Source organism: Flagellimonas ulvae (assembly GCF_049333175.1).
Taxonomy (GTDB): domain Bacteria; phylum Bacteroidota; class Bacteroidia; order Flavobacteriales; family Flavobacteriaceae; genus Flagellimonas.
The window spans coordinates 916,242-940,866 of sequence record NZ_CP186325.1 but is presented as its reverse complement, the minus strand read 5'-3'; the positions used below and the strand labels follow the sequence as shown (position 1 = coordinate 940,866).

At 38.5% G+C, this 24,625-nt stretch carries 18 protein-coding genes and 1 pseudogene; 8 read left to right on the top strand and 11 right to left on the bottom strand.

The window, feature by feature from the left end:
• The first annotated feature begins 55 nt into the window (after positions 1–55).
• On the top strand, positions 56–1,297 hold the full coding sequence (locus tag ACOKFD_RS04270) for a peroxiredoxin family protein (RefSeq protein WP_422860122.1): 1,242 nt from the start codon (positions 56–58) through the stop codon (positions 1,295–1,297).
• Here ACOKFD_RS04270 and leuB read toward each other — a convergent pair.
• Together leuB and ACOKFD_RS04260 are read right to left on the bottom strand one after the other, a co-directional pair.
• A pseudogene (leuB, locus tag ACOKFD_RS04265) lies at positions 1,290–2,409 on the bottom strand (3-isopropylmalate dehydrogenase). The gene ACOKFD_RS04270 and the pseudogene leuB overlap by 8 nt on opposite strands.
• Positions 2,410–2,461: 52 nt before the next feature.
• Complete coding sequence (locus tag ACOKFD_RS04260) at positions 2,462–3,634, bottom strand: 2-isopropylmalate synthase (RefSeq protein WP_422860121.1); 1,173 nt, start codon at positions 3,632–3,634, stop codon at positions 2,462–2,464.
• A 146-nt stretch (positions 3,635–3,780) separates the two neighbouring features.
• Between ACOKFD_RS04260 and ACOKFD_RS04255 the strand changes: the two genes are divergently transcribed.
• Positions 3,781–5,325, top strand: a complete 1,545-nt coding sequence (locus ACOKFD_RS04255; RefSeq protein WP_422860120.1) for a hypothetical protein — start codon at positions 3,781–3,783, stop codon at positions 5,323–5,325.
• Here the strand turns inward: ACOKFD_RS04255 and ACOKFD_RS04250 are convergent.
• The 3 genes from ACOKFD_RS04250 to panB all read right to left on the bottom strand — a co-directional run bounded on the left by ACOKFD_RS04250 (position 5,322) and on the right by panB (position 7,322).
• Positions 5,322–6,041 (bottom strand): RluA family pseudouridine synthase, encoded by a 720-nt coding sequence (locus tag ACOKFD_RS04250; protein ID WP_422860119.1) that lies wholly within the window; start codon positions 6,039–6,041, stop codon positions 5,322–5,324. The genes ACOKFD_RS04255 and ACOKFD_RS04250 overlap by 4 nt on opposite strands.
• Entirely contained in the window at positions 6,038–6,388 is a 351-nt protein-coding gene (locus ACOKFD_RS04245; protein WP_422860118.1) for a four helix bundle protein, read from the bottom strand. Before ACOKFD_RS04245 ends, ACOKFD_RS04250 begins: the two co-directional genes overlap by 4 nt.
• A 115-nt stretch (positions 6,389–6,503) precedes the next feature.
• Positions 6,504–7,322, bottom strand: coding sequence for a 3-methyl-2-oxobutanoate hydroxymethyltransferase (gene panB / locus ACOKFD_RS04240; RefSeq protein ID WP_422860117.1), 819 nt, complete (start codon positions 7,320–7,322; stop codon positions 6,504–6,506).
• A 66-nt stretch (positions 7,323–7,388) separates the two neighbouring features.
• Here panB and ACOKFD_RS04235 point away from each other — a divergent pair, with 66 nt between their 5' ends.
• On the top strand, positions 7,389–7,853 hold the full coding sequence (locus tag ACOKFD_RS04235; RefSeq protein ID WP_422860116.1) for a nuclear transport factor 2 family protein: 465 nt from the start codon (positions 7,389–7,391) through the stop codon (positions 7,851–7,853).
• Between the two features lie 8 nt (positions 7,854–7,861).
• On the opposite strand, the gene ACOKFD_RS04230 is transcribed toward ACOKFD_RS04235, so the two are convergent.
• On the bottom strand, positions 7,862–8,476 hold the full coding sequence (locus ACOKFD_RS04230; RefSeq protein ID WP_422860115.1) for a DUF4468 domain-containing protein: 615 nt from the start codon (positions 8,474–8,476) through the stop codon (positions 7,862–7,864).
• A gap of 90 nt (positions 8,477–8,566) precedes the next feature.
• Complete coding sequence (locus ACOKFD_RS04225) at positions 8,567–9,988, bottom strand: L-serine ammonia-lyase (RefSeq protein WP_422860114.1); 1,422 nt, start codon at positions 9,986–9,988, stop codon at positions 8,567–8,569.
• Positions 9,989–10,150: 162 nt separating this feature from the next.
• Here ACOKFD_RS04225 and dnaK point away from each other — a divergent pair, with 162 nt between their 5' ends.
• Positions 10,151–12,070 carry a molecular chaperone DnaK gene (gene dnaK / locus ACOKFD_RS04220; RefSeq protein WP_298999034.1) on the top strand — a complete coding sequence of 640 codons (1,920 nt, stop codon included), beginning with the start codon at positions 10,151–10,153 and terminating at the stop codon, positions 12,068–12,070.
• A 78-nt stretch (positions 12,071–12,148) separates the two neighbouring features.
• Here dnaK and ACOKFD_RS04215 read toward each other — a convergent pair whose 3' ends face one another.
• Together ACOKFD_RS04215 and ACOKFD_RS04210 are read right to left on the bottom strand one after the other, a co-directional pair.
• Positions 12,149–12,793 carry a response regulator transcription factor gene (locus tag ACOKFD_RS04215; protein ID WP_298999033.1) on the bottom strand — a complete coding sequence of 215 codons (645 nt, stop codon included), beginning with the start codon at positions 12,791–12,793 and terminating at the stop codon, positions 12,149–12,151.
• 668 nt (positions 12,794–13,461) lie between these two features.
• Positions 13,462–14,631, bottom strand: a complete 1,170-nt coding sequence (locus tag ACOKFD_RS04210) for a cell envelope biogenesis protein OmpA (RefSeq protein ID WP_422860113.1) — start codon at positions 14,629–14,631, stop codon at positions 13,462–13,464.
• 346 nt (positions 14,632–14,977) lie between these two features.
• Here ACOKFD_RS04210 and katG point away from each other — a divergent pair, with 346 nt between their 5' ends.
• Positions 14,978–17,179 (top strand): catalase/peroxidase HPI, encoded by a 2,202-nt coding sequence (gene katG / locus ACOKFD_RS04205; RefSeq protein WP_422860112.1) that lies wholly within the window; start codon positions 14,978–14,980, stop codon positions 17,177–17,179.
• An 85-nt stretch (positions 17,180–17,264) separates the two neighbouring features.
• On the opposite strand, the gene ACOKFD_RS04200 is transcribed toward katG, so the two are convergent.
• Positions 17,265–17,972, bottom strand: coding sequence for a hypothetical protein (locus tag ACOKFD_RS04200; protein WP_298999030.1), 708 nt, complete (start codon positions 17,970–17,972; stop codon positions 17,265–17,267).
• A gap of 29 nt (positions 17,973–18,001) precedes the next feature.
• Entirely contained in the window at positions 18,002–20,359 is a 2,358-nt protein-coding gene (locus tag ACOKFD_RS04195; protein WP_422860111.1) for a TonB-dependent receptor domain-containing protein, read from the bottom strand.
• A 138-nt stretch (positions 20,360–20,497) separates the two neighbouring features.
• On the opposite strand from ACOKFD_RS04195, the gene ACOKFD_RS04190 reads away from it, so the two are divergent.
• From ACOKFD_RS04190 to ACOKFD_RS04180, 3 genes are all read left to right on the top strand, one after another.
• Positions 20,498–21,637 (top strand): sensor histidine kinase, encoded by a 1,140-nt coding sequence (locus ACOKFD_RS04190; RefSeq protein ID WP_422860110.1) that lies wholly within the window; start codon positions 20,498–20,500, stop codon positions 21,635–21,637.
• Complete coding sequence (locus ACOKFD_RS04185; protein ID WP_422860109.1) at positions 21,634–22,389, top strand: LytR/AlgR family response regulator transcription factor; 756 nt, start codon at positions 21,634–21,636, stop codon at positions 22,387–22,389. The genes ACOKFD_RS04190 and ACOKFD_RS04185 overlap by 4 nt, the downstream gene beginning before the upstream one ends.
• Before the next feature lie 102 nt (positions 22,390–22,491).
• Complete coding sequence (locus ACOKFD_RS04180) at positions 22,492–24,561, top strand: DUF11 domain-containing protein (RefSeq protein WP_422860108.1); 2,070 nt, start codon at positions 22,492–22,494, stop codon at positions 24,559–24,561.
• Positions 24,562–24,625 lie beyond the last annotated feature (64 nt).

Below are 24,625 nucleotides of genomic sequence, written 5' to 3'. Positions count from 1 at the left end.
TCTGTAATGTAAGATTTCTGAAGTATTTTCGATATTTAGGTAAATGAATGGTTTTATGAAAAGAAGTGTTCTTTTAATATTGGTGATTACTCTTTTTACTTGGTCATGTAAAACAGAAGAAAAAAAAATAGTGTTGGCGGAAGGAGACTGGTGGGCCACAATGCAAGTATCTGATAATGAGTATTTACCGTTTACCTTCACTCTGGAAAGACAAGATGAGGGAGATTATAGGCTCGAAATGTACAATTCGGATGAGGTTGTGGTAGTAGATGAAATATCTTTTTCGCAAGATACTATACGTATTCAAATGCCAGTTTTTGAGGGATATATCTCAGGAACTTTTTCTGAGAATGAAATCAAAGGAAGTTTTATTAAAGAAAGCTTGAACAGGGTAGTGCCCTTTGAAGCATTTTATGGTAAAAGGGATCGGTTTTCAGTTAACCAAGAACCGAAAGAGAACCTTTCAGGTATTTGGGAAACTTATTTTGAACCGGGTACTACCGGGCAATACGCGGCAAAGGGATTGTTTGTTCAACAGGGGAACAAAATTGAAGGAACATTTAGGACCACTACAGGAGATTATCGTTATTTGGAGGGTGTGGTTGATGGAGATTCATTAAAATTATCCACGTTTGACGGTGCCCACGTATTTCTGTTCACCGCAAAAATTGAGAAAGATTCGTTGGAAGGGGTGTTTTATTCTGGTAATCATTCCAAAGAAAAATTCGTAGCCAAGCGAAACGAGGCTTTTGAATTACCAGATGCCAACAGCCTTACTTTTTTGAAAGAAGGGTATAAGAACTTTGATTTTTCTTTTCCTGATGGACAGGGTTCAATGGTAAGTTTGCAAGACTCCCAATTTGAAAACAAACCTGTTGTGGTACAGATTTTAGGTTCTTGGTGTCCTAACTGTTTGGATGAAACCAAGTTTTATGTAAACTACTTGGAAGAAAATCCAGATTTGGAAATTGAATTCATTGGATTGGCTTTTGAGTATGCCAAGACCGAAGAAAAAGCTTGGAAGAGTATTAATCGATTAAAAAATAGAATCAACATACCATATCCCGTTTTATTGGCTCAGTATGGAACCTCTGATAAGAGGCTGGCCAATGAAAAATTACCCATGCTAAACCATGTACTTTCCTATCCAACTACTATTTTTATTGATAGAAGGGGAGATGTTAAAAAGATTCATACGGGATTCAATGGTCCTGCCACTGGAGAGAAATATACGGAATACATAGAGGATTTCGAGAATACAATAAAGGAGTTGACCGCGGAAGAGACTACTAAATAATTGTTGACTTTCCCAAATCAATATTTTCATCGTTCATGATGAAGGGTTCATCACTGTCCACAATATTGTCAGCGATAAAATCACCCACTTGATTGGTTCCATATGGACTCTTTTGGTTTAAATCCGTGGTAACAATACCTTTATTTAAGGCCTTGTCCACAGCTTCTCTTATTGCCATAGCTTCTTCAAAAAGATTATGATGTTCCAAAAGCATGGCAGCCGACAAGATTGAGGCTATAGGATTGGCAATGTCCATCCCTTTGGCTTGCGGATAAGACCCATGTATCGGTTCGAAGAGGGCATTTTCCTCACCAATAGATGCAGAGGCCAAAAGACCTATTGAACCACCAATAACACTTGCTTCATCAGAAAGGATGTCTCCAAACATGTTTTCGGTAAGGATTACATCAAATTGTTTTGGATTTAGGATGAGCTGCATAGCAGCATTGTCAACAAACAAAAAGTCCAGTTTCACTTCCGGATAACTTTCACCGATTTTGGAGACTACTTTGCGCCATAGTCTTGAAGATTCCAAAACATTGGCTTTATCTACCAAAGTAAGCTTTCCCTCCCTGTTTTTTGCAGCTTTAAAAGCGAGATGGGCAATTCTACTGATTTCCTCCTCGGAATACTCACAAATGATTGGAAGCGATAGTACCACTATCATTGGTTTTTTTCTCACCAAAATAGATGCCACCGGTCAACTCCCTATAGATTAGAAAATTGGTATTTTCTATAATTTCCTTTTTCAAAGGAGAATTATCCAGTAAACTTGAGAATGCCTTTATTGGCCTAACGTTGGTAAAGAGACCTAAAGCTTTTCTAAGTTCAAGTAGACCTTGTTCTGGTCTTATTTTAGCTTTTGGATTGTTGTCATATTTGGGGTCGCCTATAGCTCCGAACAAAATGGCATCGGATGTTTTGCAAAGATTCAAAGTTTTCTTAGGAAGGGGAGTCCCATGTCGGTCTATGGCAAAAGCTCCTACGGGTGCTTCCCTGTAAATAAACTGATGATTAAAGGTCTCCTCCACTGCTTGCAAACACTTTACAGCTTGCGAAAGTACCTCAGGACCAACACCATCTCCAGGTAATAGGGCAATGTTTAACTTCATATACAACTACTATTTTCAGTTGGGTTGGCCGAATCGATTTGGTAAAGTATGTTTAAGCGAGATTGGCAATACGAATATCACTTGCTTCAATAATCTTGTGGATATCTTCGTCAAATATTTCCTTTTGTCTATCCGCAAACTTCAAAAAGTTATCATAAACTACATCCAATTGAAGTTTGGTCAGTTCATACCCCACATTTTTAGCTCTGTATGCTAAGGCTGCCCTTCCACTGCGCGCTGTAAGCACAATTGATGATTGGCTTACCCCTACGTCTTTAGGATCAATTATTTCGTAGGTTTCCCTTTGCTTGATTACACCATCCTGATGTATCCCTGAACTATGGGCAAAAGCATTGGAGCCAACAATGGCCTTATTGGGTTGTACTGGCATTCCCATTTTTTGGGACACCATCTGACTTGTATCGTATAATAAAGTGCTATTTATGTCCGTATCAAGGTTGAGATAAGGATGTTGGCGAAGAATCATCACCACTTCTTCCAAGGAAGTGTTTCCCGCTCTTTCACCTATACCATTAATGGTGCACTCTATTTGCCTCGCTCCGTTTACTACTCCCGCTATAGAATTGGCGGTGGCCAATCCTAAATCGTTGTGGCAATGACAGGAAAGAACGGCTTTATCGATTCCTTTTACATTTTCTCTTAGGTATTTCATTTTTGCACCATACTCTTCTGGAAGACAATATCCGGTGGTATCAGGAATATTGAGTACAGTGGCACCTGCTTTAATCACAGCTTCACAAACTTGGGCCAGGTAGTCATTATCCGTTCTACCAGCATCTTCGGCGTAGAACTCCACATCCTCCACAAAAGACTTTGCATAAGAGACGGCCTCAACCGCACGCTCAATTATTTTCTCTCTGGTGGAGTTGAACTTAAATTTAATATGCGAATCTGAAGTCCCTATCCCAGTATGGATTCTGGGTCTCTTAGCAACTTTTATTGCTTCGGCTGCTACCTCAATATCTTTTTTGACCGCTCTTGTGAGGCCGCAAACTGTAGCATTTTTAACAAGTTTGGCAATTTCATTTACTGATTGAAAGTCTCCTGGACTCGAAATTGGAAACCCAGCCTCGATGATATCAACTCCTAGCTCATCCAATCGTTGGGCGATGACCAGCTTTTGTTTGGTGTCCAGTTTACAACCCGGGACTTGCTCACCATCCCTCAAAGTCGTGTCAAAAATTTGTACCTTATCTTTATCCATTCGTGTAGTCGGTTTTTTACTCCTATTACGAAGATATGGTAGGAGTCTGCCGGTAAAGAAATACACTTAAATCCATTACAATGTTAAATTAGGTTTTTAATACTTTAAATATCTAATATTCAATATATTAAACTCTATTTTTTACGATGACAAATGCCCATAAGGATACATTGTTCATATTGATTAAATCTTTATCCAAATCGGAAAAGAGGCAATTTAAGCTGTATGTGGGTAGATTGGGGGTGAATGCTGATGCGAAGTTTTTGGCACTTTTCAATTTATTGGACAAAATGCGTTTGTACAATGAAAAGCAGATTCTGGAGAGTGGAATCGTGAAAAAAGCTCAGCTTTCAAACCTTAAGGCACATCTTTACAAACAGATTTTGGTAAGCCTGCGTTTGAATCCAGTAAATCAGAACATTCGTGTACAGATACGGGAACAGCTTGATTTTGCTACAATTCTCTATCAAAAAGGATTGTACAAACAAAGTCTTAAAATCCTCGATAAGGCCAAGAATTTTGCCATTGAGAATGAGGAAAAAAATGTGGCGTATGAGATTGTTGAACTTGAAAAGATAATCGAGACTCAGTATATAACCCGAAGTATTCCGGCTAGGGCGGATGAGTTAGCGGTACAAGCCAAGGAACTTTCGGAACATAACGTGATGACAAGCAAATTGTCCAACCTATCCCTACAATTGTATGGAATGATGCTGAAGGTGGGATATGTTAAAGATGACGAAGACCTGAGAAGTGTGAAGGATTATTTTGATTCACATTTGCCGTCATATCGATTAGAGGATTTGGGTTTTCGTGAAAAACTCTGGCTTTATAAGGCCTATCTCTGGTATAGCCTTTTAACTCAAGATTTTTTATCCGCTTATAAATATGCCAGTAAGTGGGTGGATTTGTTCTATGATAATGAGGATATGATATCCTTGAACCCTGTTTTTTTTCTCAAAGGGAATCACTACTTGCTAGAGTCTTTATTCTTTGTGAAGTATAGCACTCAGTTCAAGGATACTTTAGAACGTTTGGAGGCACAAGTGAGTCATCCCAAGTTTCCGCAGAACGATAATATCGCTTCACTTACATTTTTATATGTGAACTCCAATAAATTGAACCTTCATTTTCTGGAGGGTACATTCAGTAGGGGATTGTATTTGGTGAACATTATTGAATACGGAATCAAAAAACACAGAGACCGTATTGATGAGCATCATGTGATGCTGCTATATTACAAAATTGCCTGTCTGTATTTCGGAAATTCGGACCATAAGAACTGTATTTTGTATCTGAAGCGAATTATCACCAACAAAAACTTAAAGATGCGCGAGGACCTGATGTGTTTCGCTCGCGTATTGAGTTTAGTGGCCCACTATGAGGCGGGTATGGATTATCACTTGGAAGTCCAGTTAAAAAGCACCTATAAGTTTCTTTTAAAGATGAATGATTTACAGGCGGTTCAACGCGAGATGATTAAGTTTTTAAGGAGTCTAGGCGACATCTACCCCAGTGAATTACACAATGAGTTCCAAAAGCTATATAACGAATTGAAGAAGTACGAAAACCATCCCTATGAAAAACGGGCCTTTTTATATCTGGATATCCTTTCATGGTTGGAAAGTCATCTTCAAAACAGACCTGTTGGTGAAATAATCCGGGAGAAAGCCTTAGTGGCTTCACGTTAATCCACGAGCTTCCACAAAGGGTCCTTTGGTGTGGGTGCAATACATTGAACAGGTTCTTTTTTGACAGGGTGCTCGAACTCCAAGCTTCTGGCATGTAAGTGGATGCTACCGTTGGGATTGCTTCTTTGTGCTCCGTATTTTAAATCCCCTTTTATATGGCAATCTATAGCTGCCAATTGTGCTCTTATTTGATGGTGCCTCCCTGTTTTCAAATCAATCTCCAAAAGTGTATAGTTATCCAGCTCATTTAGTATCCGATACGAGAGAATTGCCTTTTTTGAGTTGGGTACTTCGGATGCATGGGCATAAGACTTATTCTGTTTTGGATTACGAACCAACCAATGAATCAAGGTATCGGTAGTTTTCTGAGGAGATTTTTTCACCATGGCCCAATAGGTTTTTTTGGTTTTACCTTGAGAAAATAGAGCATTCAATCTGGGAAGAGCCTTGGAAGTTCTTGCAAAAACAACAATCCCAGAAGTGGGTCTGTCCAATCGATGAACCACGCCTAAAAAAACATTACCGGGTTTATTGTATTTGATTTTGAGGTATTCCTTCACCACTTCACTCAATGGAATATCCCCTGTTTTATCCCCTTGTACAATATCCCCAGGTCTTTTGTTGACAATTATCAAGTGATTGTCCTCATACAAAACCTGTAGGTTGGATGGAATGGACCGTTGGATTTTTGGATTTTTGGATGGTTTAGAATTCACTTTAGAGAAGACTTGAACTTAGAAGTCATTTTAATAATCGAACTTAGATTTAATAGAAGAATGTCAAGTTTGTTTTTCCGAAGAAATCCCAAATCGCAGGAAATCAATAATTGAGTTTCAATTTCATATAACGAGCCTATTGCAATTTCTAAAAATCTTGAAAAGTCTTTATTTGATTTTCTTGAGCAACCTTCAGCGATATTTGAAGGAACAGATACCGAAGCCCTTCTCAATTGATTTACTAAACCAAACTTTTCTGTTTCAGGAAAGGAAGATGTAGTCTTGTAAATATCTGAACAGAAAATCCTGCTCATTTTCCAGATTTCTAAATCTTTAAATCGATGCATAATTTGATTAATTGATTTGGGAATTATTTCAATCTTTAATAAGCTGAAAATTACATGACGTTACGACAAGAAAAACTGAAAATTTAGCACTCTAAAAATCCAGTAATCCAAAAATCTAATACGACTCATCTTCATTAGGGAAATCTCGGCTTTTTACATCAGTTACATACTCGGAAATAGCCTTGCTCATATCTTCGTAGAGGTTCATGTAACGCCGAAGAAATCTGGGATTGAACTCATGGGTCATACCTAAAAGATCGTGTACAACCAAAACTTGTCCGTCAACCCCATTCCCAGCACCAATTCCAATAATAGGTATGGATACACTCTCAGCTACTTCTTGTGCCAATTTTGCAGGTATTTTTTCCAATACAATACCAAAACAGCCCAGTTCTTCAAGCATTTTGGCATCCTCTTTAAGTTTTTCAGCCTCTCTTTCTTCTTTGGCCCTAACGGTGTAAGTGCCAAATTTATAAATGGATTGTGGTGTGAGTCCCAAATGCCCCATAACAGGAATACCAGCTTCAAGAATACGGGTTACGGATTGTCTAATTTCAGAACCTCCTTCTACTTTAACCGCATGTGCACCACTTTCCTTCATAATTCGGATAGCAGAACGTAAAGCTTCTTTAGAATCACTTTGATAACTTCCAAAGGGAATGTCCACAACCACTAAAGCGCGTTTTGCGGCTCTTACTACCGAACTTGCGTGATAAATCATTTGGTCCAATGTAATGGGCAGCGTGGTTTCATGCCCAGCAATCACATTGCTGGCAGAATCACCTACTAGGATTACATCTACTTGGGCAGCATCCACAATCTTGGCCATGGAATAATCATATGAAGTAAGCATGGATATTTTTTCTCCATTTTGCTTCATTTCCACCAAAGACTTTACGGTTACCCTTTTGTATTCTTTTTTCGCGACAGACATTCTTTCTATTTTGTAAGCCTAAATGTAAACAGATTTGTTTAATTTGGAGTCTAATCAAAAACGAACATGATGAGATTTTCCACGAGTATTTTATTAGGGCTCTTCACTTTTATTTCTGTAAATGCCCAGATGGATGACAAGGCATTGGTACAAAAAACAGTTGAAGGTTTTTTTGAAGCCTTTCATAAACAGGATTCTGTAGCCATGAAAAGTTTTGTTGCGGATAACGTAGTGCTTCAGACCACGGGTAGAAACAAAGAAGGCCAAACACAGTTTCAAACCACACCGATAGAAAAACTGTATGCCTCGATAGTCAGCATTCCTGATAGTATTCAATTCGAAGAAAAACTAACTTCTTGGTCTATTCAAGTGGACCGCACGATGGCCAATGCTTGGGTAGGATATGAGTTTTGGTTAAATGGTAATTTCAGTCATTGTGGTATCAATTCCTTTCAAATGGTGAATTTTGATGGAGAATGGAAAATAATTTATTTAATCGATACCAGGGGCAGGAAAGGTTGTATTGAGTAATAGAATATTTACCAATCGCTATTCTCTAAAGAAGGAGAGGTATTTCCATTTTCCATTGCATTGGAAATTTTATCCAACAATGAAATTGCCCTCATGTGCGATTTGTAAAATGCCTTACCCATCATGGTTTTATTTCGACCACTCGGATTTATCGGAAACTCTTGATTTACTTTTGATGAGGTAACCACAGGTAAATCATCTTCACCAACATCTCCTGACTCAATTTCGTACGATGATAGTGTTAGTAAAATTCTGGCCTTTTCATCTTTTACATCAATTCTAATTAGATGTAAGCAATGGATATGTGTATAATCCAGAAATACCCCTGTGCTGTGCACTCTCTCAAAAAAACCTTTGGCCAGAAGCATTCCCAGTTCTTTGTCTTCAGTCAGGCTTAGAGGCTCATTTTCAAAATCATAAGAAAAATAGTTTAATGCTCTCAGGTAGATAATATCTTTTTGGAGTTTAGGCAGCTCCAATATTTTTTGGTAGGTAACATTGCCAGAGTCGTCCAGTGTCCATTGCTCCTTGATTTCGGACAGCATTTTGCGTGTCTTTTTGGTTTGAGCAACAACAGCACATGAGAGTAGGATTAAAATCGTGAAAAGTAGTTTTTTGACCATGACATTTGTTTCAAAAAATGAAACAAATTCTATGCCGTAGCAAATAATTTTAAATAAAAAGTTAGAATAAAAATCCTATACTCTGCAATATCAACAATCACTCATGTTGACGCCTACTGCAAGCCCTCCTTTAGAGGTTTCTTTGTACTTACTGTTCATGTCCTTAGCGGTTTCCCACATGGTATTAACCACTTTGTCCAATGGAACTTTTACGTCTTCGGGGTTGGTTTCCAAAGCCAGTTCCGCTGCATTAATGGCTTTAATGGCACCCATTGAATTTCGTTCAATACAGGGAATTTGAACCAATCCTCCAATGGGGTCGCAAGTAAGTCCCAAATGATGCTCCATGGCAATTTCTGCAGCAACGAGCACTTGTTGGGGAGTTCCTCCCAACAATTCACATAAAGCACCCGCCGCCATGGCAGAGGACACACCAATTTCCGCCTGACAACCACCCATAGCTGCTGAAATAGTAGCACCCTTTTTGAAGATACTTCCAATTTCACCCGCCACCAATAAGAACTTTTTAATGTGTTCAAAATCTGCTTCGTGGTTTTCAATGACCATATAGTACATCAAAACGGCAGGTATTACTCCTGCACTTCCATTAGTAGGTGCGGTAACTACTCTGCCTAGTGAAGCATTCACCTCATTTACTGCTAAAGCAAAACAGCTTACCCATTTGAAAATCTGACGGAATTTCACCTCAGTTTTTCGTATAACCTTTAACCATTCATGCGCATTGGGATAAAGAAGGTTTCCTTTTAGTTTTTCATGCATTTCATATGCCCTGCGCCTCACATTCAATCCACCAGGTAGGATACCTTGCGTATGACACCCTTCAAACATGCATTGTAACATGGTATCCCAAATACGGTGTAGTCCTTCATTAATCTCTTCATCACTTCGTAAATAACGTTCATTTTGAAGAACAATTTCTGAGATGGGTTTCTCCCAGTCTGTGCAGAATTTGAGCAATTCATCACCGGTGGTTACAGGATGCGGAAAGCATAGAAAAACGGCTTCTTTATCTTTGGATTTTTGACCTTCCTTAACTACAAATCCACCACCAATGGAATAGTACGTTTCCGAAATTACATTACCATCCTCAAGATTTGCCAAAAAGCGTATGCCATTGGCATGAAAGGGTAAAAATTCTTTTTTAAAAACAATGCTTTGCTCTACATCAAAAGGAATGATATGCTTTGCATCGAGCAAAATTTTTTTCTGTTCAGTGATGGAAGAAATCAGGTCTGGTATGGTTTCCGTAGGAACTGTTTCAGGATCTTTTCCCAAAAGCCCCATCATGACTGCTGTATCTGTAGCATGTCCTTTTCCAGTAAGTGACAGGGAACCATATAATTCTACAGTTACCTCTTTTATTGAAGTAAAAAGTTGTTTCTCTTTTAGCTCAGACAACCATTGTTCGCTGGCACGCCATGGCCCCAAAGTATGGGAGCTAGAGGGGCCAACCCCAATTTTGAGCATATCAAATACACTGATGCATTCCACGGTTAGGTCAATTTGCTATTTCAAAGATAGGAACCTCTAGCCAATACTTCGTCATTGATTTCAAGAATCAATATGACAGCTTGTCATATTCTTTTGGATGGCATAATCATTGACATTCAGATAGCAGAATTATAATTGATAACAGACATAACTTTAGATAAGATGAGCAAGATTATAGGAATAGATTTGGGTACGACCAACTCCTGCGTCTCTGTAATGGAAGGTAATGAACCGGTGGTAATTCCAAATGCGGAAGGAAAACGGACTACTCCTTCAGTAATTGCTTTTGTGGAAGGTGGCGAAATCAAGGTTGGAGACCCAGCAAAAAGACAAGCGGTGACCAACCCACACAAAACCATTTATTCCATCAAAAGGTTTATGGGGAACAAATTCTCTGAATCCCAAAAGGAGGCAAACAGAGTACCTTATAATGTAACTAAAGGCGATAATGATACCCCAAGAGTGGATATCGATGGTCGTTTATATACACCTCAAGAACTTTCTGCCATGATTCTTCAAAAAATGAAGAAAACTGCGGAGGATTACTTGGGACAAGATGTATCCAGAGCGGTAATCACGGTACCTGCGTACTTTAATGATTCCCAAAGACAAGCTACGAAAGAAGCAGGCGAAATCGCTGGCTTGACCGTAGAAAGAATTATAAATGAACCAACTGCGGCCTCTTTGGCCTATGGGTTGGATAAAAAGGATACAGATCAAAAAATCGTTGTGTTCGATTTTGGTGGAGGAACGCATGACGTTTCTATCTTAGAATTGGGTGATGGTGTTTTTGAAGTATTGGCTACTGATGGAGATACGCACTTGGGAGGTGACGACGTTGACCAAAAGATAATCGATTGGTTGGCCGAGGAATTCAAATCAGACGAGGGCATGGATTTGAGAGATGATGCCATGGCACTTCAAAGATTACGTGAGGCAGCTGAAAAGGCTAAAATTGAATTGTCGTCCTCTGCACAAACGGAAATTAATTTACCTTATGTAACGGCAACTGCTTCTGGACCAAAACACTTGGTGAGAACCTTGTCAAGAGCCAAATTTGAGCAGTTGATTGATGACTTGGTGAAAAGAACCATTGCTCCTTGTGAAACTGCATTAAAATCTGCTGGACTTTCCAAGAGTGATATTGATGAAATAATATTGGTAGGTGGTTCAACCCGTATTCCAGCTGTTCAAGAAGCTGTTGAAAAATTCTTTGGAAAGAAACCTTCCAAAGGTGTTAACCCAGATGAGGTGGTGGCTATCGGGGCTGCAATCCAAGGTGGCGTATTGACCGGTGATGTTAAGGATGTACTGCTTCTAGATGTAACGCCTCTTTCTCTAGGTATTGAAACCATGGGAAGTGTCTTCACTAAATTGATTGAAGCAAACACTACCATTCCGACCAAGAAGTCACAGGTTTTCTCAACGGCGGCGGATAATCAACCTTCAGTTGAAATCCATGTACTGCAAGGAGAGCGTCCAATGGCCGCAGATAACAAAACCATTGGTAGATTCCACTTAGATGGTATTCCACCCGCACCAAGAGGAACACCTCAGATTGAGGTAACTTTTGATATCGATGCAAATGGTATCATCAAGGTTTCTGCAACGGATAAGGCTACAAATAAAACACAGGATATTCGAATTGAGGCATCTTCTGGATTGACCGAAGAAGAAATCGAAAGAATGAAGGCTGAAGCTGAAGCAAATGCTGAAACTGATAAAAAGGCCAAAGAAACTGCAGATAAGTTGAATGAAGCAGATGGAATGATTTTCCAAACAGAAAAACAACTTAAGGAGTTTGGTGATAAGCTTTCTGACGATAAGAAAAAGCCTATTGAAGAAGCACTAGAAGAGTTGAAAAAGGCTTACGAAACCAAGGATTTGGTTGTGATTGAGCCCGCTTTGGAAAAAATCAATGAAGCTTGGAAAACAGCTTCTGAAGAAATGTACAAAGCACAGGCTGAAGCCCAAGCCAATGGGGCGGGCGCTGACGCTGGTGCCGGACCTGAAGCAAACGCTGGCGGTGGAGCAAGTGAAGGCGACAACGTAGAAGATGTTGATTTTGAAGAGGTGAAGTAAACTTCATCCTCATATAAAGAGAAAAAACCCTTGACACTATGTCAAGGGTTTTTCATTTGGGACTAATTCAAATGAAAATTAAGCAGCGTTTAATCGCTGCACTTCCAATTCTCTAAGCTTTTGAAGTGCTTCAGACTTAGAGTTAACATTGAGTTTTACATAGATATTTTGGATATGGAAATTAACTGCGCTGGGAGTGACACATAGTTTATCCGCAATCATTTTATACGTAAAACCTTGGGTTAGCAGTTCAATAATCTGGTTTTCCTTTTTTGAAAAAGAATCAAAAGATCTTTTCTGAAATGAACCGATTACCTTTTTGAGAATATCATGCTCCATAATCACTCCATGCTCATCCATATTGTCTAAAGCATTGAGAAAACGTTCCTTGCCAATAGGTTTTGACAGATAGCCATTAGCTCCTTTTTTAAAAGCTTCCCTGACCAAATCAAAATCATTCTGATGACTCACCATCAGTATTTTAACGTTCTTCTTCTTTTTACGAATAAACTCTATACCATCTATACCTGAAATACCCTGGAGGGATGTTTCTGATATAATGATATCTGGATTCATCTTCCCAAAATGGGATAGGAGTTCATTTACGGATTTGAAAATACCTAAAAGCGTAAACCTTTCATTTTCCTCAAGAAAGTAGTTGTAAGCTAAGTGTAGTTTTTCTTCATGGTCTATAATTACAATTTTTGTTTGATGTTTTTGCATGATAAAATAGATTTGGGGGTTATCATATTTTTTTAAGTAAGTCCATAGCCTATAATATTGGACAATACATTTCCTTCCTGTCATAAGGCTCAGACTCAATTATTGTCTCAACAACTAGTTGAATTAAGACAATAGTAGTCTGGACCTTAAATTAAGGATGATGGTTCATGCCAGTAAAAAACCGATGAACCAAAGTTCAATTAAAAAAGATGCTTAAAATTGGTTGAGGTAAACCACTCTATTTATAGAAAGTGGAATTTTAGGAGTTGCAGTTTTTTCATGTAAGAATAAGATTTGGGTTAGTACTATTTCAAAAATTAAATTACACTTTTTTTCATTTGACATCGTTTATTTGTAGAATTTTTCGTTCAAATGCACAAAACGTTTTGATTCGATTATCTGCTGACAGTATTACTTTGATAAAATCAAATACTTGTATTTCAGATATTTAAATAAAAAAAAGATGCCTTTTTCAAGACATCTCTTTATATTTTGGAAAAATCGGTCAGATTGAAATAGTACAACCCGTTTTATATGATACAACTGCCTTTTCCCCTGTCCGTTTTAGGCTATGGACACTATTTTTTGACAATTTTGGATATCAAATAACCCCCAGGTAGCTGACCGATTTTTAAATCTTATTACCTACACGATTGTTCTAGGGTATATTATTCTTCAAAAGCTGTATTGCTGTATTCTACAGTGGACTGATCATTCATGATACTTTTCAATCTATTTTCACGATTGGCCACTGCTGTATTTTTGTTTTCCTGTTTTCCGTATGAAACGGCATGCTGTGCAATAGTGCTGTTTTGACCTCTATTGGAGACTACAAAGCCAGTTCCTTTATCCAGGTTTAAGGCTATACTGTAATCATCTTTGTTGCTGTTAATATGTCCTCCAAGATTTACCGAAGCGGTAAGACTGCTTTTGGCTACTTGGGTGGCATATAGGTCCAATCCACCATACCCTTTTCTACCGGCAGAAGCAAAGAACAATAAAGTTCCATTGTATAAATTAGGGTAGAGCTCATCTTCTTTGGTGTTTACTTTAGGTCCTAGGTTCTTTACAATGCCTAGCTTTCCATTAGTTTTTATATCAACCACGTAGATGTCATAGTTACCATAGCTCCCTTTCATGTTTGAAGCAAAGAACAAACGTGTGCCGTCTTCAGAAATAGTAGGGTGTTTTGCAGAGGCATATTTGGGGCATACAGCAACTTTAGTGGCATTTTTCCATTTTCCATCAATTCTTTCAACTCTGAATATCTCGTGTACTAGTTCCTTTTTGGAAAAAACACCATATAACGGTTTTTGATGGGTTGCTTTGCTGAAGTATGCAGTCTGACCATCTTGAGTTACAGTCATGGAAGGCATATACCCGTCCAAAGTGGACAATTTCCCTTTCATTTTGTTTTCACCTGCTTCTTTGGATGCAACTCTTTGGTTAAGTTTTTCACCGGAATAGTGGGATTGAATATGTTCATTCCAAAGATTCTTCTCATTTTGAAAATGGCCAGGACCTTTTTCCAATTGTGTTTGGGCAAATTCTAACAATCCTTTATAATTGGTTTCCAATGCAGAAGTTCCGTTAGTGCTTAGCAACTTTTCATACCAAAAAGCAGCAGTTTCATAATTCTCTGCCAGGAAATTGGCATTCCCAAGGTCCTGAAAAATTTCTATCTCAGAATATCCTTGCTTCAATAGGTCAAGATAATCTTCAACACGTTGATTATTTTCATGTTGAACTGTAGTTTCAAAACTAGTCTGTGCGCTTAGGCTAATAGACAAAACAAAACTTAAAATAAATACGAATCTGTAGGTAATTGAATGTGTCATGATTATTAGATTTGGGGATTAACACATGACAAAGTTGTAGAAAGAAAATGAAGAAATACTTATGAATTTTTCATAGGTTTTTACGTTAATCGTCGAAAAATTACCGTTTATCGAATAAATTTTGAATGTTATGAGTGTGCTTTCACTCAAATTGATGCTTTTTGGTCCATTTGTCGTCTAAATAGTTCCATTCATCTAAAAAGGTATTTTAATAGAAAAAAACGGGGAATAAGAGCATACCCATAAAGTGAGCCAATCAAAAAATAAGTTTTATTAATGAAGAGAATACTTTTTGGTAGATTAAGGATTGTACTTTTAACTTGAAAAAATAAATTAACTATCGACAATGGACAATAAAACACATTCCAATGGTGACCCAAGCATGTGCCCTTTCTTAAGTGGTGATGTGAATCAAACTGCAGGAGGAGGGACTTCGAACAGAGATTGGTGGCCCAATGAACTTAAGCTGAACATTCTAAGACAACACACTGCTCAGTCAGACCCAATGGGAGAAGACTTTGACTATGCCTCTGAATTCAATAGTATAAACTATGAAGAATTAAAGCAAGACCTTGTAAATTTAATGACCGACTCCCAAGATTGGTGGCCTGCGGATTACGGTCACTACGGAGGGTTGATGATTCGAATGGCATGGCATAGTGCAGGAACCTACAGATTAGGAGATGGAAGAGGTGGCGCCGGTACCGGGAACCAACGTTTTGCTCCTATCAATAGTTGGCCAGATAATGGAAACTTGGATAAAGCAAGACTTTTACTGTGGCCCATCAAACAAAAATACGGTAGAAAAATTTCATGGGCAGACCTTATGATTTTGGCAGGGAACTGCGCTTTAGAGTCTATGGGTTTTAAAACTTTTGGTTTTGCCGGAGGAAGAGAAGATATATGGGAGCCAGAACAAGATGTGTATTGGGGTAGTGAAACAGAGTGGGGAGCTAATGAGGATCGTTATAACGGTCGTGACCTAGAAGACCCATTAGCTGCTGTAATGATGGGATGGATATATGTTAACCCAGAAGGTCCAAATGGTAACCCAGACCCTATAGGTTCAGCACATGATGTTCGTGAAACTTTTGGCAGAATGGCCATGAACGATGAGGAAACTGTAGCCTTGGTTGCTGGAGGACATACCTTTGGTAAGGCGCACGGTGCAGCAGACCCTTCAAAATTTGTTGGTGTTGAACCACATGGAGCGCCAATTGAGCAAATGAGCACGGGATGGAAAAACACCTATAAAAGTGGTGTACTGGATGATACCATTACAAGTGGTATTGAAGGAGCATGGACTCCAAATCCTACCCAATGGGATGCAGACTATTTTGATGTGCTGTTAAATTATGATTGGGAATTAACAAAAAGTCCAGCTGGAGCTCATCAATGGACACCTACTGCCGAATCTAAAGCAAGAATGGCGCCTAAAGCCGGTGACGCCAATGGAACGCAGGCGTTAATGATGACAACGGCTGATATTGCTTTGAAAACAGATCCGGAATATTTGAAAATATCCAAGCGTTTTCATGAAGACCACAAAGCTTTTGAAGATGCTTTTGCTAGAGCATGGTACAAACTTACCCACAGGGATATGGGGCCTACAGTACGTTACTTAGGACCAGAAGTTCCTAGTGAAGAGCTTATCTGGCAAGATCCTATTCCAAAGGTAGATTACACACTTTCTGATGCTGACATTGATAATCTTAAGAAAATGATTTTAGCTTCAGGATTAAGTATATCCGAATTGGTTAAAACAGCTTGGGCTTCTGCTTCTACTTATAGAGGTTCAGATAAAAGAGGTGGTGCCAATGGAGGTAGACTCAGATTGGAACCACAACGCAGCTGGAAAGTTAATAACCCAGAGGAATTGAACAAAGTTCTTGGTGTTTTGGAAGGTATTCAGAACGAGTTTAGTGGAACAGTGTCCATGGCAGATTTAATTGTACTTGCGGGAGTTGCTGCTATAGAAGAAGCTGCAAACAATGCAGGACATAATATTTCAGTACCATTCACTCAAGGTAGGGGAGATGCTTCACAAGAGCAAACGGATATTGAATCTTTCAATTACCTAAAACCGGTTGGTGATGCATTTAGAAACTATCAGAATGCCAATACCAAGGAGATTGCTGCTGAAAACTTATTGATTGATAAAGCTAATCTTTTAACTCTATCAATCCCAGAAATGACAGTTTTAGTTGGAGGTATGAGAGTATTGGGAGCTAATTTTGATGGTTCAGAGCACGGAGTCTTTACAGAAAATGTGGGAAGCTTGACCAACGATTTCTTCAAGAATTTAGTAGACCTGACCTATACATGGGAGGCCGCTAATGATGAAGATACGGTCTTTGAAGGAAGAGATAGACGGACCGGTAACTTAAAGTGGACTGGAACCAGAGCGGATTTAATTTTTGGTTCGAATACCGAGCTACGAGCAGTTGCCGAAGTCTATGCTTCGAATGACGCACAGGAAAAATTCGTGAATGATTTCGTTAAAGCTTGGGACAAAGTGATGAATCTAGACAGATTTGATTTGGCTTAGCCATGCTTAATTAAAACTGAAAAAGGCAGCTTATGGCTGCCTTTTTTGTTTCACAACAAAGTACCAAGATTTCGTACAGGATGGCTTAATCTGTTAACCTAAATTGATTGATTTTTTTCAGGAAATCGGTATCCATTTTAAGACTTTCCTTTTGAAAAGCTTCAAAGTCCGCTTTTGTTTCCCATTGTGTAATAGCCATATAATCTGGATTATAAACATAGCCTTTTGGTGAACGGCCATTGACCAGTTCTATTTTTAGGGTACCATTAGTTTTCTTCAAAGCTTTCTTCCATTGGGTCAAAAAGCTTGTAAAATTGCCTTGCATGTTTTCTTTTTTCCAATATGCAGTAGCAATAATCACTTTTTTCCTATCCAATTGGATGGCATGATCGTCTTGTATTTCATAATAGGTCAAATTGAAAAGAGGCCAGATTTTTTTTCGCATCTCATGAAAATTTGGAACGCGCCCCTCAATTTCATCGAGAAATTTTTCCCGCAAAGCCAAGCTCGTCCATTTTGCCAAAATCAAGCTCTGGGGTTCATAATCACCTTGGACAATTTCTCTTATCTTAAAGCCGGGTAGGGGAGAAAAGCTCATTTCCGAAGCTACAGGGAATGCTGTTTGTCTATATTCTTTAAAAAGATCCTGAGTGCCTTCTCGGGTTGTTAAAAACAAAATATCAAAGACTTCTCCTTTCTTTAGGTCGTAGGAGACCAAATTGTCTTGGCCGTAGGTTAACAATGAACTAGTGAAAATACATATAAACAGTAAGCGTACTCGATTGGAATTCATAGTTTAAAATTTAAATGATTTGTTTATGATTATAAAAAGCGATCGGCTTTTATGTTGTTGTTTCTTTTTTTGCGAGAGCGTGACGATAGCTTACCTCCCATACGATATGATAGGCCTAGGAAAATTTGCTGGGTGTCCCTTAAAAATTCACCTGCTTGGAACACGGTTCTAAAAGTCCTAAAGGCAAAACGCCTTGTACCTAAAATGTCATTGGCATTTAAGTTGATGCTTCCATTTCCGTTGGCAAAACTGTAACGTAAGCCTGCGTTCACATAATAGTTGGGTTTTAACTCATACTGTAGAATCTCTTGAGGTCCACTATAAAAAGCAAATACAGAGGCGCTCACTTTTTGGCCCAATCTGTAATTTTGGGTCCATTTTATGTTGGTCAAGGTATTTTGTACCTCTACCTGTTCGTCTTCAATAAAACCTCTTTGTTGTCTGTGGTACAATTCTAGGTTTATATTGGTACGCCACCAATCAGTAAGTCTAATGTTTCCCCCAATTTCAATCCCATACGCGTTGTTGCTATCAAAATTATCATAGCTCAATCTCAAGAGATTGGGGTCTTCTTGGTCAAATATGCCAATTCGATTGATTTCATCCTGAATATACCGGTAGAAAACCCCTGAACTGATGGAACCTTTATTAAATCGATACAAATAATTTGCCTCAACAGTGTTGCTAAACTGAGGGAGTAACTCAATGTTTCCAGTAGCTAAAATCTGAGGTGTGGTAGTACTTCTAATGGGATTAACCTGTCGGAAAGAAGGGCGCTCAATTCTTCTTCCATAACTCAATTGATATTGATGAGGGCTTTCTTCAGATGTTTGGTAACTTAAGAAGAAGGACGGAAAAATATTGAACAGCTTTTGGTCAAAGTCTTCTTGGCCAGATAGTTCTTGGTCAAATTGAGTGCTAACTTGATATTGCTCAAACCTTGCCCCAAGATTAAGTTTGAATTTTCCCAGAGAACGGTTGTAAATAAAATAGGACGAAAAGATATCCCTATTGTATTGAAAATTGGAATTCTCCAATAATACGTTGGTGGAAGTATATTCATTTTCAATACGATTTATACGTCCCTCACCACCAATTTCCAGTTTTGATTTATCGTTTAGCGGTATGCTGTAATCTAGGTTAAACGTCAACACCGAGCGGTTGTCCTCAACATTTTCAACATACGAAGGTACAGTTGTATTTCCTGAAAAATCAAAATCATTGATAAGGTCACTATTGAACAAATTATAGTTCGCTTCAATTTCAATGAAGTGTGATTCACCATCAAATAACCACTTATAATTGGTATTGTAATTTTGTGTGTGGTTATCTCTGGTTAAAAAGTCATCTAAAGAAAAGTTACTTTCGGGGTTTTCTTCGAAGACCACATCCTTTTGACCGTCAAAAGCGGCATTGTAAAGATTTTGGGTCGTGAAAACGGAGAGTATCGTTTTACCTGAGGGGTAAAAGTCCGTACCCAGTTTTATGAAATGCGATTCCCTATTGTTAATGTTTCGGGTAATTTGGTTGGAGTTCAAATCAAAACGGTTTAATAGACCATCAGTAATTTGATCTCCAAAACCATTGCTGTATTCAAAATAATAATTGGTTTTATTAGGTTTAAAATTGAGGGATACATTGCTGTTGTAACGTTCCCTTTGTGCAATAATCGAGTTAGCACCAAAGGCCATATTCCAACCTTCTTGTGCTGTTTTTTTAAGTACAATGTTTATAATGCCATTGAGGCCATCGGGATTATATTTGGCTGACGGGTTGGTTATCAGTTCGATTTTTTTAATAGAGTTTGATGGAATCTGTTGTAAAACATCGGCTGGATTTTCCAGATTGCTCAATTTTCCATCTATCAGTATTCTGACATTGTCGCTTCCCCGAAAAGAGATGTTTCCATCGGAACCAATGTTTACAGAAGGTAGATTGTTCATTAAATCTATAGCTGAAGGTCCTTGGGAAATCAAATCATTGCCCACGTTCACAACCTTTCTATCCAAACGTTGTTCAACAGTGGATTTTTCACCGGTAATGGTGACGCCCTCAAGAACTTCTGCATTTTCCGACAAAACGATTGTAGGCAACTTCACTTTTTGTTGCGCTTTTAATCCAACGGGGATTTGTTGCGTGGAATACCCAATAAACTCAATTTCCAGAAGGTAGGTCCCAGCAGCTAATTCTGTAAACTGGAACCCTCCCTTTCCATCGGTAATGGTACCACTGAGTACAGTTCCACTTTCATTCTTGAGGACGACACTAGCATAGGCTAGGGGTTGGTTGTCTGCATTATCGGCAACCGAGCCTAAAATGGAACCCGTGCTTTGAGCTAAAACAGCACTACTACATAAAAAGGAGATATATAAAAAGATGTATCGCACTTTGTTTGTTTTTATTTGAGTCAAATCTAAAGGGGTACTGGATTCAGAACCTATGAGGTAGACGTATGGTATGTTTTTGAATTAGTATGTATCGTTTTGGAGGATGAATCGATTTTTTACTTTGGAAACACTATTCGTATGCGGAAACTGGCTATTCGTCATCTACTTCTTCGTTTTTTAGGAAATACCAGTATCTTGGAAAGGTTTTATAAAAAGGATAACCCGAACATGAAACCCATACAATTAAAAAAAGAGGCACTATTACATTTTCTTTTTTGGAGTTGTGTCTTTTTGTTTTCCACGGCCAGTGCTACTTGGTACTATTCTGAAACCAGGGAATTGTTTGAGGTGTATGTTTTTAGGATGCTCCTGCAAATGGTAGTAGCGTATACCATTATTGGTCTTTTAATACCCAAAGTTTTGAATAGGAAGCAAGCTTTTTTGTTCTCTATCTTGGTTATGGGATTATTCGCTTTGGTCTATGCCCTTTGTACCCTTTTTTTGGTGGAATACTTGGTACCCAATTACCCTACGTCCTATGAAGTGTTTTTAAAACGATTTGAGAGCCCTACTTTTCAAGGCATCTTTTTTAATTTTAATCAGTTCTTTTCCAGGTCATTGTACTACGCATATCCTTGCATTATTTTATTGGCCATTTTGTTCTATAGGGAACGTCAAGAATTATTGGTACTGCATGAAAAAAAGAGAGAGGCCGAATTGAACGCACTTAAAAATCAACTGAACCCTCACTTTTTGTTCAATACACTAAACAGTCTTTATCTACTTGCCCTTAAGAAGTCCGACAAGACTGTCAGGGTTATTGAAAACTTGTCACATATATTGGATTATATGTTGTATCGCTGTGATAAAAAGTATGTGCTACTTAAAGATGAACTCCTTCTAATCAACAAGTACATCGAGTTGGAACAGATTAGATACGGAAAACGGGTAAGCATTTCCTTTGATGAATCTGTCACTGGTGAAGAAAGAATTGCTCCATTATTGTTATTGACATTTGTGGAAAATGCTTTTAAACATGGGGTTTCTGAGGCCATTAACAATGCTACTATTAGGATTCAGGTGGAAAACAGGGAAAACAGGCTATTTTTTGAATTGAAAAATACCAGGCCGGACTTAATTTCAAACAATGATGGGCGAAAATCGTTGGGCTTGTCCAATGTAAAAAAGCAGTTAGAGCTTTTATATCCAAACAAACATCAATTAAACATCATAGAGAAGCCAAATACATACACCACAGAATTGGAACTATGCCTATGACATATACCTGTTTGATTGTAGACGATGAGCCTTTGGCGCAAGAACTTATTGCAGAGTATGTTTCTAAAATACCAGAGTTAGAAGTAGTAGGTCGGTGTAGTAATGCCTTAGAAGCTTCTTCTTTTCTTGCATCAGAACAGATTGACCTTCTATTTTTGGATATCAATATGCCGGTAATCAAAGGGATTCAATTTTTTAAAAACCTTGTCAATAAACCAAAAGTTATTTTTACCACAGCCCATAGGGAGTATGCCTTAGAGGGTTTTGAAGTAAGTGCTTTGGATTACCTTTTGAAGCCTATAATCTTTGAACGGTTTTTTCTGGCCATTCAGAAGTTCTTTCAAGCTATGGAGACAAGGAAGTTTGTAAATAAAGACGGAACAGAAAATAAGGGTGGTTCAGGAAAAAAAATCATTTTTGTCAATCAAGGGCATCGAAAGATCAAAGTAGATTTAAACGAAGTCAAATATGTTGAAAGTTTTAAGGACTACATAACAATCCATAGTATTACCGGAGAGATACGAATCAAAGAAAACATTGGGGTTTTTGAGAAAAAACTAAATCGGAATTTTCTTAGAATTCATCGTTCTTACATTGTAAATTTGGACTATTTAACAGGATATACAAAACTTGACATAGAGATAGATGAACTGGAACTACCAATTGGTCCAAGCTATCGGGATGGGGTCTTTGATTTTTTTAATGCCACATTTCTATCATCTGATAAAAATGCGGACAAAAAACGGATTTAAACCTAAATAGTCACCTTTACAACATCTATTTTCTGTTATACAACAATAAGTTGAGCCATTCCTCTTCGTTGAATTAATTTGAGCCTGCTTAATCTATTGGCTTTGGTAATTACTCTTCAAAGAGGTTTGTTTTTGGTGTTTTTGTTCATAGGGTTTCTTTCATATGGGCAATTAAGTGATTTACATTACCTACCCCCATTAAAACAGGGCCAAAACAATGCCGCCATTCAACAACAGGCGGTGTATCTCTCCACACCTGAGACAACATCTTTTACAGTAAATGTCTATCGGGGTACTAACGCAACACCGATTACCTCGTTTACCATCTCCAATACAAATCCGGCAGTATATAATCTGGCCAACGGGGATAACAATATAACTCTGGTCAACAATGCGAATACAGGGATTGTACTTACCAATAGCGGTCTACGTTTTGAAGCACCTGGAGGGAACGATTTTTACGTTAACTATCGAGGACGTTCAAATTCTCAAGCAGCTTCTTTGACCTCAAAAGGTAGAGTGGCCATGGGGACAAACTTCAAATGGGGGGGCGTACCCAATTTAGGGTCTCACCCTTCTAAATCCAACACATTGGGTATTATGGCCACTGAGGATAACACAACTATAGATTTATTCGGATATGATCCAGATTGTGAGTTCAGGGTCGGTAGTGATAGAGCAGGAATAACAGCGGACACATATCAGATTGTCCTAGACGCCAATGAATCCTTTGTTTTTGAAACGTATATAGGCGATTCACCTACCCCAGCTCATGTAGATGGTTGGATTGGTGCCACAATTGAGGCCGACAAGGATATCGTTATAAGCAACGGATCTTTAAACTACGGGCGTCAGGCAGGAGCTACAAACAGGGATGCGGGGATAGACCAACCTGTTCCAGAAAATCGATTGGGCAAGGAATATGTTTTTATACGCGGAAACGGTAATACGAATGGATCAACAGAGTTTCCATTGATTATTGGCACACAAAACAACACAGAAATCTATGTTAATGGTTCTGCTACACCTATTGCCACCATTAATGATGGTGATTTTTTTGAAATACCCAGTAGCAATTATTCTTCGAACTCTGTAGGGGCGAATATGTACGTTGAAACCTCAAAGGATGTTTATGCCTACCAATGTATGGCTGGCTCAAGTCAAGTGTATACCCAAGGGTTGAACTTTGTAGCTCCTGTCAATTGTCTTTTACCTAGTTTGATGGACAATATTCCCAGCATTACCGACGCAGCTGGAATTACAATTTCTGGAGGAGTAACTATTATAGCATCGACAGTTACACCGGATGCCAATATCATTGTAACCGATTCAGGGGGAGCAGTAACACTTCCCGCTGCAAATACGGTAGCTGGGTCTTCGGATTGGAAAACATTTTATATCCCAAACCTTAACGGAAACGTAAGCGTGCAGTCTTCTGGACCTATTGCCGTTGGTTTCTTTGGTTTTAATGGTGCGCGTGGTTTAGCAGGGTATTATTCAGGATTTGATACCTTACCCAATATAGATTTACAAATATCAGGAAGCAGCTGTTTGCCGGGTGCAACTTTGCAGATTGCTAGTGGTGAATCGTTCGATGCATACCAATGGTATGGTGATGGAGCATTAATTCCAGGTGCAACCTCACCAACTTTTAGTGCTTCAATGGCAGGGGATTATTTTCTTAGGGTAACGAGAGGTCCATGTAGTTATGACTCGAATAACATAGAAGTCTATTATTGTAATCCTGATATTGTTTTAGATAAATCCACAACAGATTTGGTTGTAAATGATGGTGATACAGTTTCCTTTGACATTACTGTTGAAAGTTTGGGCAATGATCCGGTGACCAACCTACAAGTTACTGATTTGTTGCCCAATGGATTGGATTTTGTCTCTGCCACGGTATCAAAAGGCTCATTTACGTATCCCAATTGGAGTATTGGAACAATGACCCGTGGCGAATTGGTAACCATGACTTTGGTCGCTAGGGCGAAAATGACCAATATCTATCTTTCATCAATGACCTATACCAATACAATTACCAATTCACAAGACCAAACAGATAATAATATCACCACAGATAACCCCTCAGTTGATGTACAGGTCAATTTTGTTCCACCAACCACTGTAATTACAAATAGGCGGATTACAATCAGGGTAAATAGGAATTAGTGATTATTTTTTGATAGATAACCTTCGACTTTACTTCTTCGAAAACCTATCTAAAAATCTAGGA

Coding starts and splice junctions, on each gene's coding strand:
- ACOKFD_RS04270 (WP_422860122.1), top strand. CDS start 56: ATGAAAAGAAGTGTTCTTTTAATATTGGTGATTACTCTTTTTACTTGG.
- ACOKFD_RS04260 (WP_422860121.1), bottom strand. CDS start 3,634: ATGGATAAAGATAAGGTACAAATTTTTGACACGACTTTGAGGGATGGT.
- ACOKFD_RS04255 (WP_422860120.1), top strand. CDS start 3,781: ATGACAAATGCCCATAAGGATACATTGTTCATATTGATTAAATCTTTA.
- ACOKFD_RS04245 (WP_422860118.1), bottom strand. CDS start 6,388: ATGCATCGATTTAAAGATTTAGAAATCTGGAAAATGAGCAGGATTTTC.
- panB (WP_422860117.1), bottom strand. CDS start 7,322: ATGTCTGTCGCGAAAAAAGAATACAAAAGGGTAACCGTAAAGTCTTTG.
- ACOKFD_RS04235 (WP_422860116.1), top strand. CDS start 7,389: ATGATGAGATTTTCCACGAGTATTTTATTAGGGCTCTTCACTTTTATT.
- ACOKFD_RS04230 (WP_422860115.1), bottom strand. CDS start 8,476: ATGGTCAAAAAACTACTTTTCACGATTTTAATCCTACTCTCATGTGCT.
- dnaK (WP_298999034.1), top strand. CDS start 10,151: ATGAGCAAGATTATAGGAATAGATTTGGGTACGACCAACTCCTGCGTC.
- ACOKFD_RS04215 (WP_298999033.1), bottom strand. CDS start 12,793: ATGCAAAAACATCAAACAAAAATTGTAATTATAGACCATGAAGAAAAA.
- ACOKFD_RS04210 (WP_422860113.1), bottom strand. CDS start 14,631: ATGACACATTCAATTACCTACAGATTCGTATTTATTTTAAGTTTTGTT.
- katG (WP_422860112.1), top strand. CDS start 14,978: ATGGACAATAAAACACATTCCAATGGTGACCCAAGCATGTGCCCTTTC.
- ACOKFD_RS04200 (WP_298999030.1), bottom strand. CDS start 17,972: ATGAATTCCAATCGAGTACGCTTACTGTTTATATGTATTTTCACTAGT.
- ACOKFD_RS04190 (WP_422860110.1), top strand. CDS start 20,498: ATGCGGAAACTGGCTATTCGTCATCTACTTCTTCGTTTTTTAGGAAAT.
- ACOKFD_RS04185 (WP_422860109.1), top strand. CDS start 21,634: ATGACATATACCTGTTTGATTGTAGACGATGAGCCTTTGGCGCAAGAA.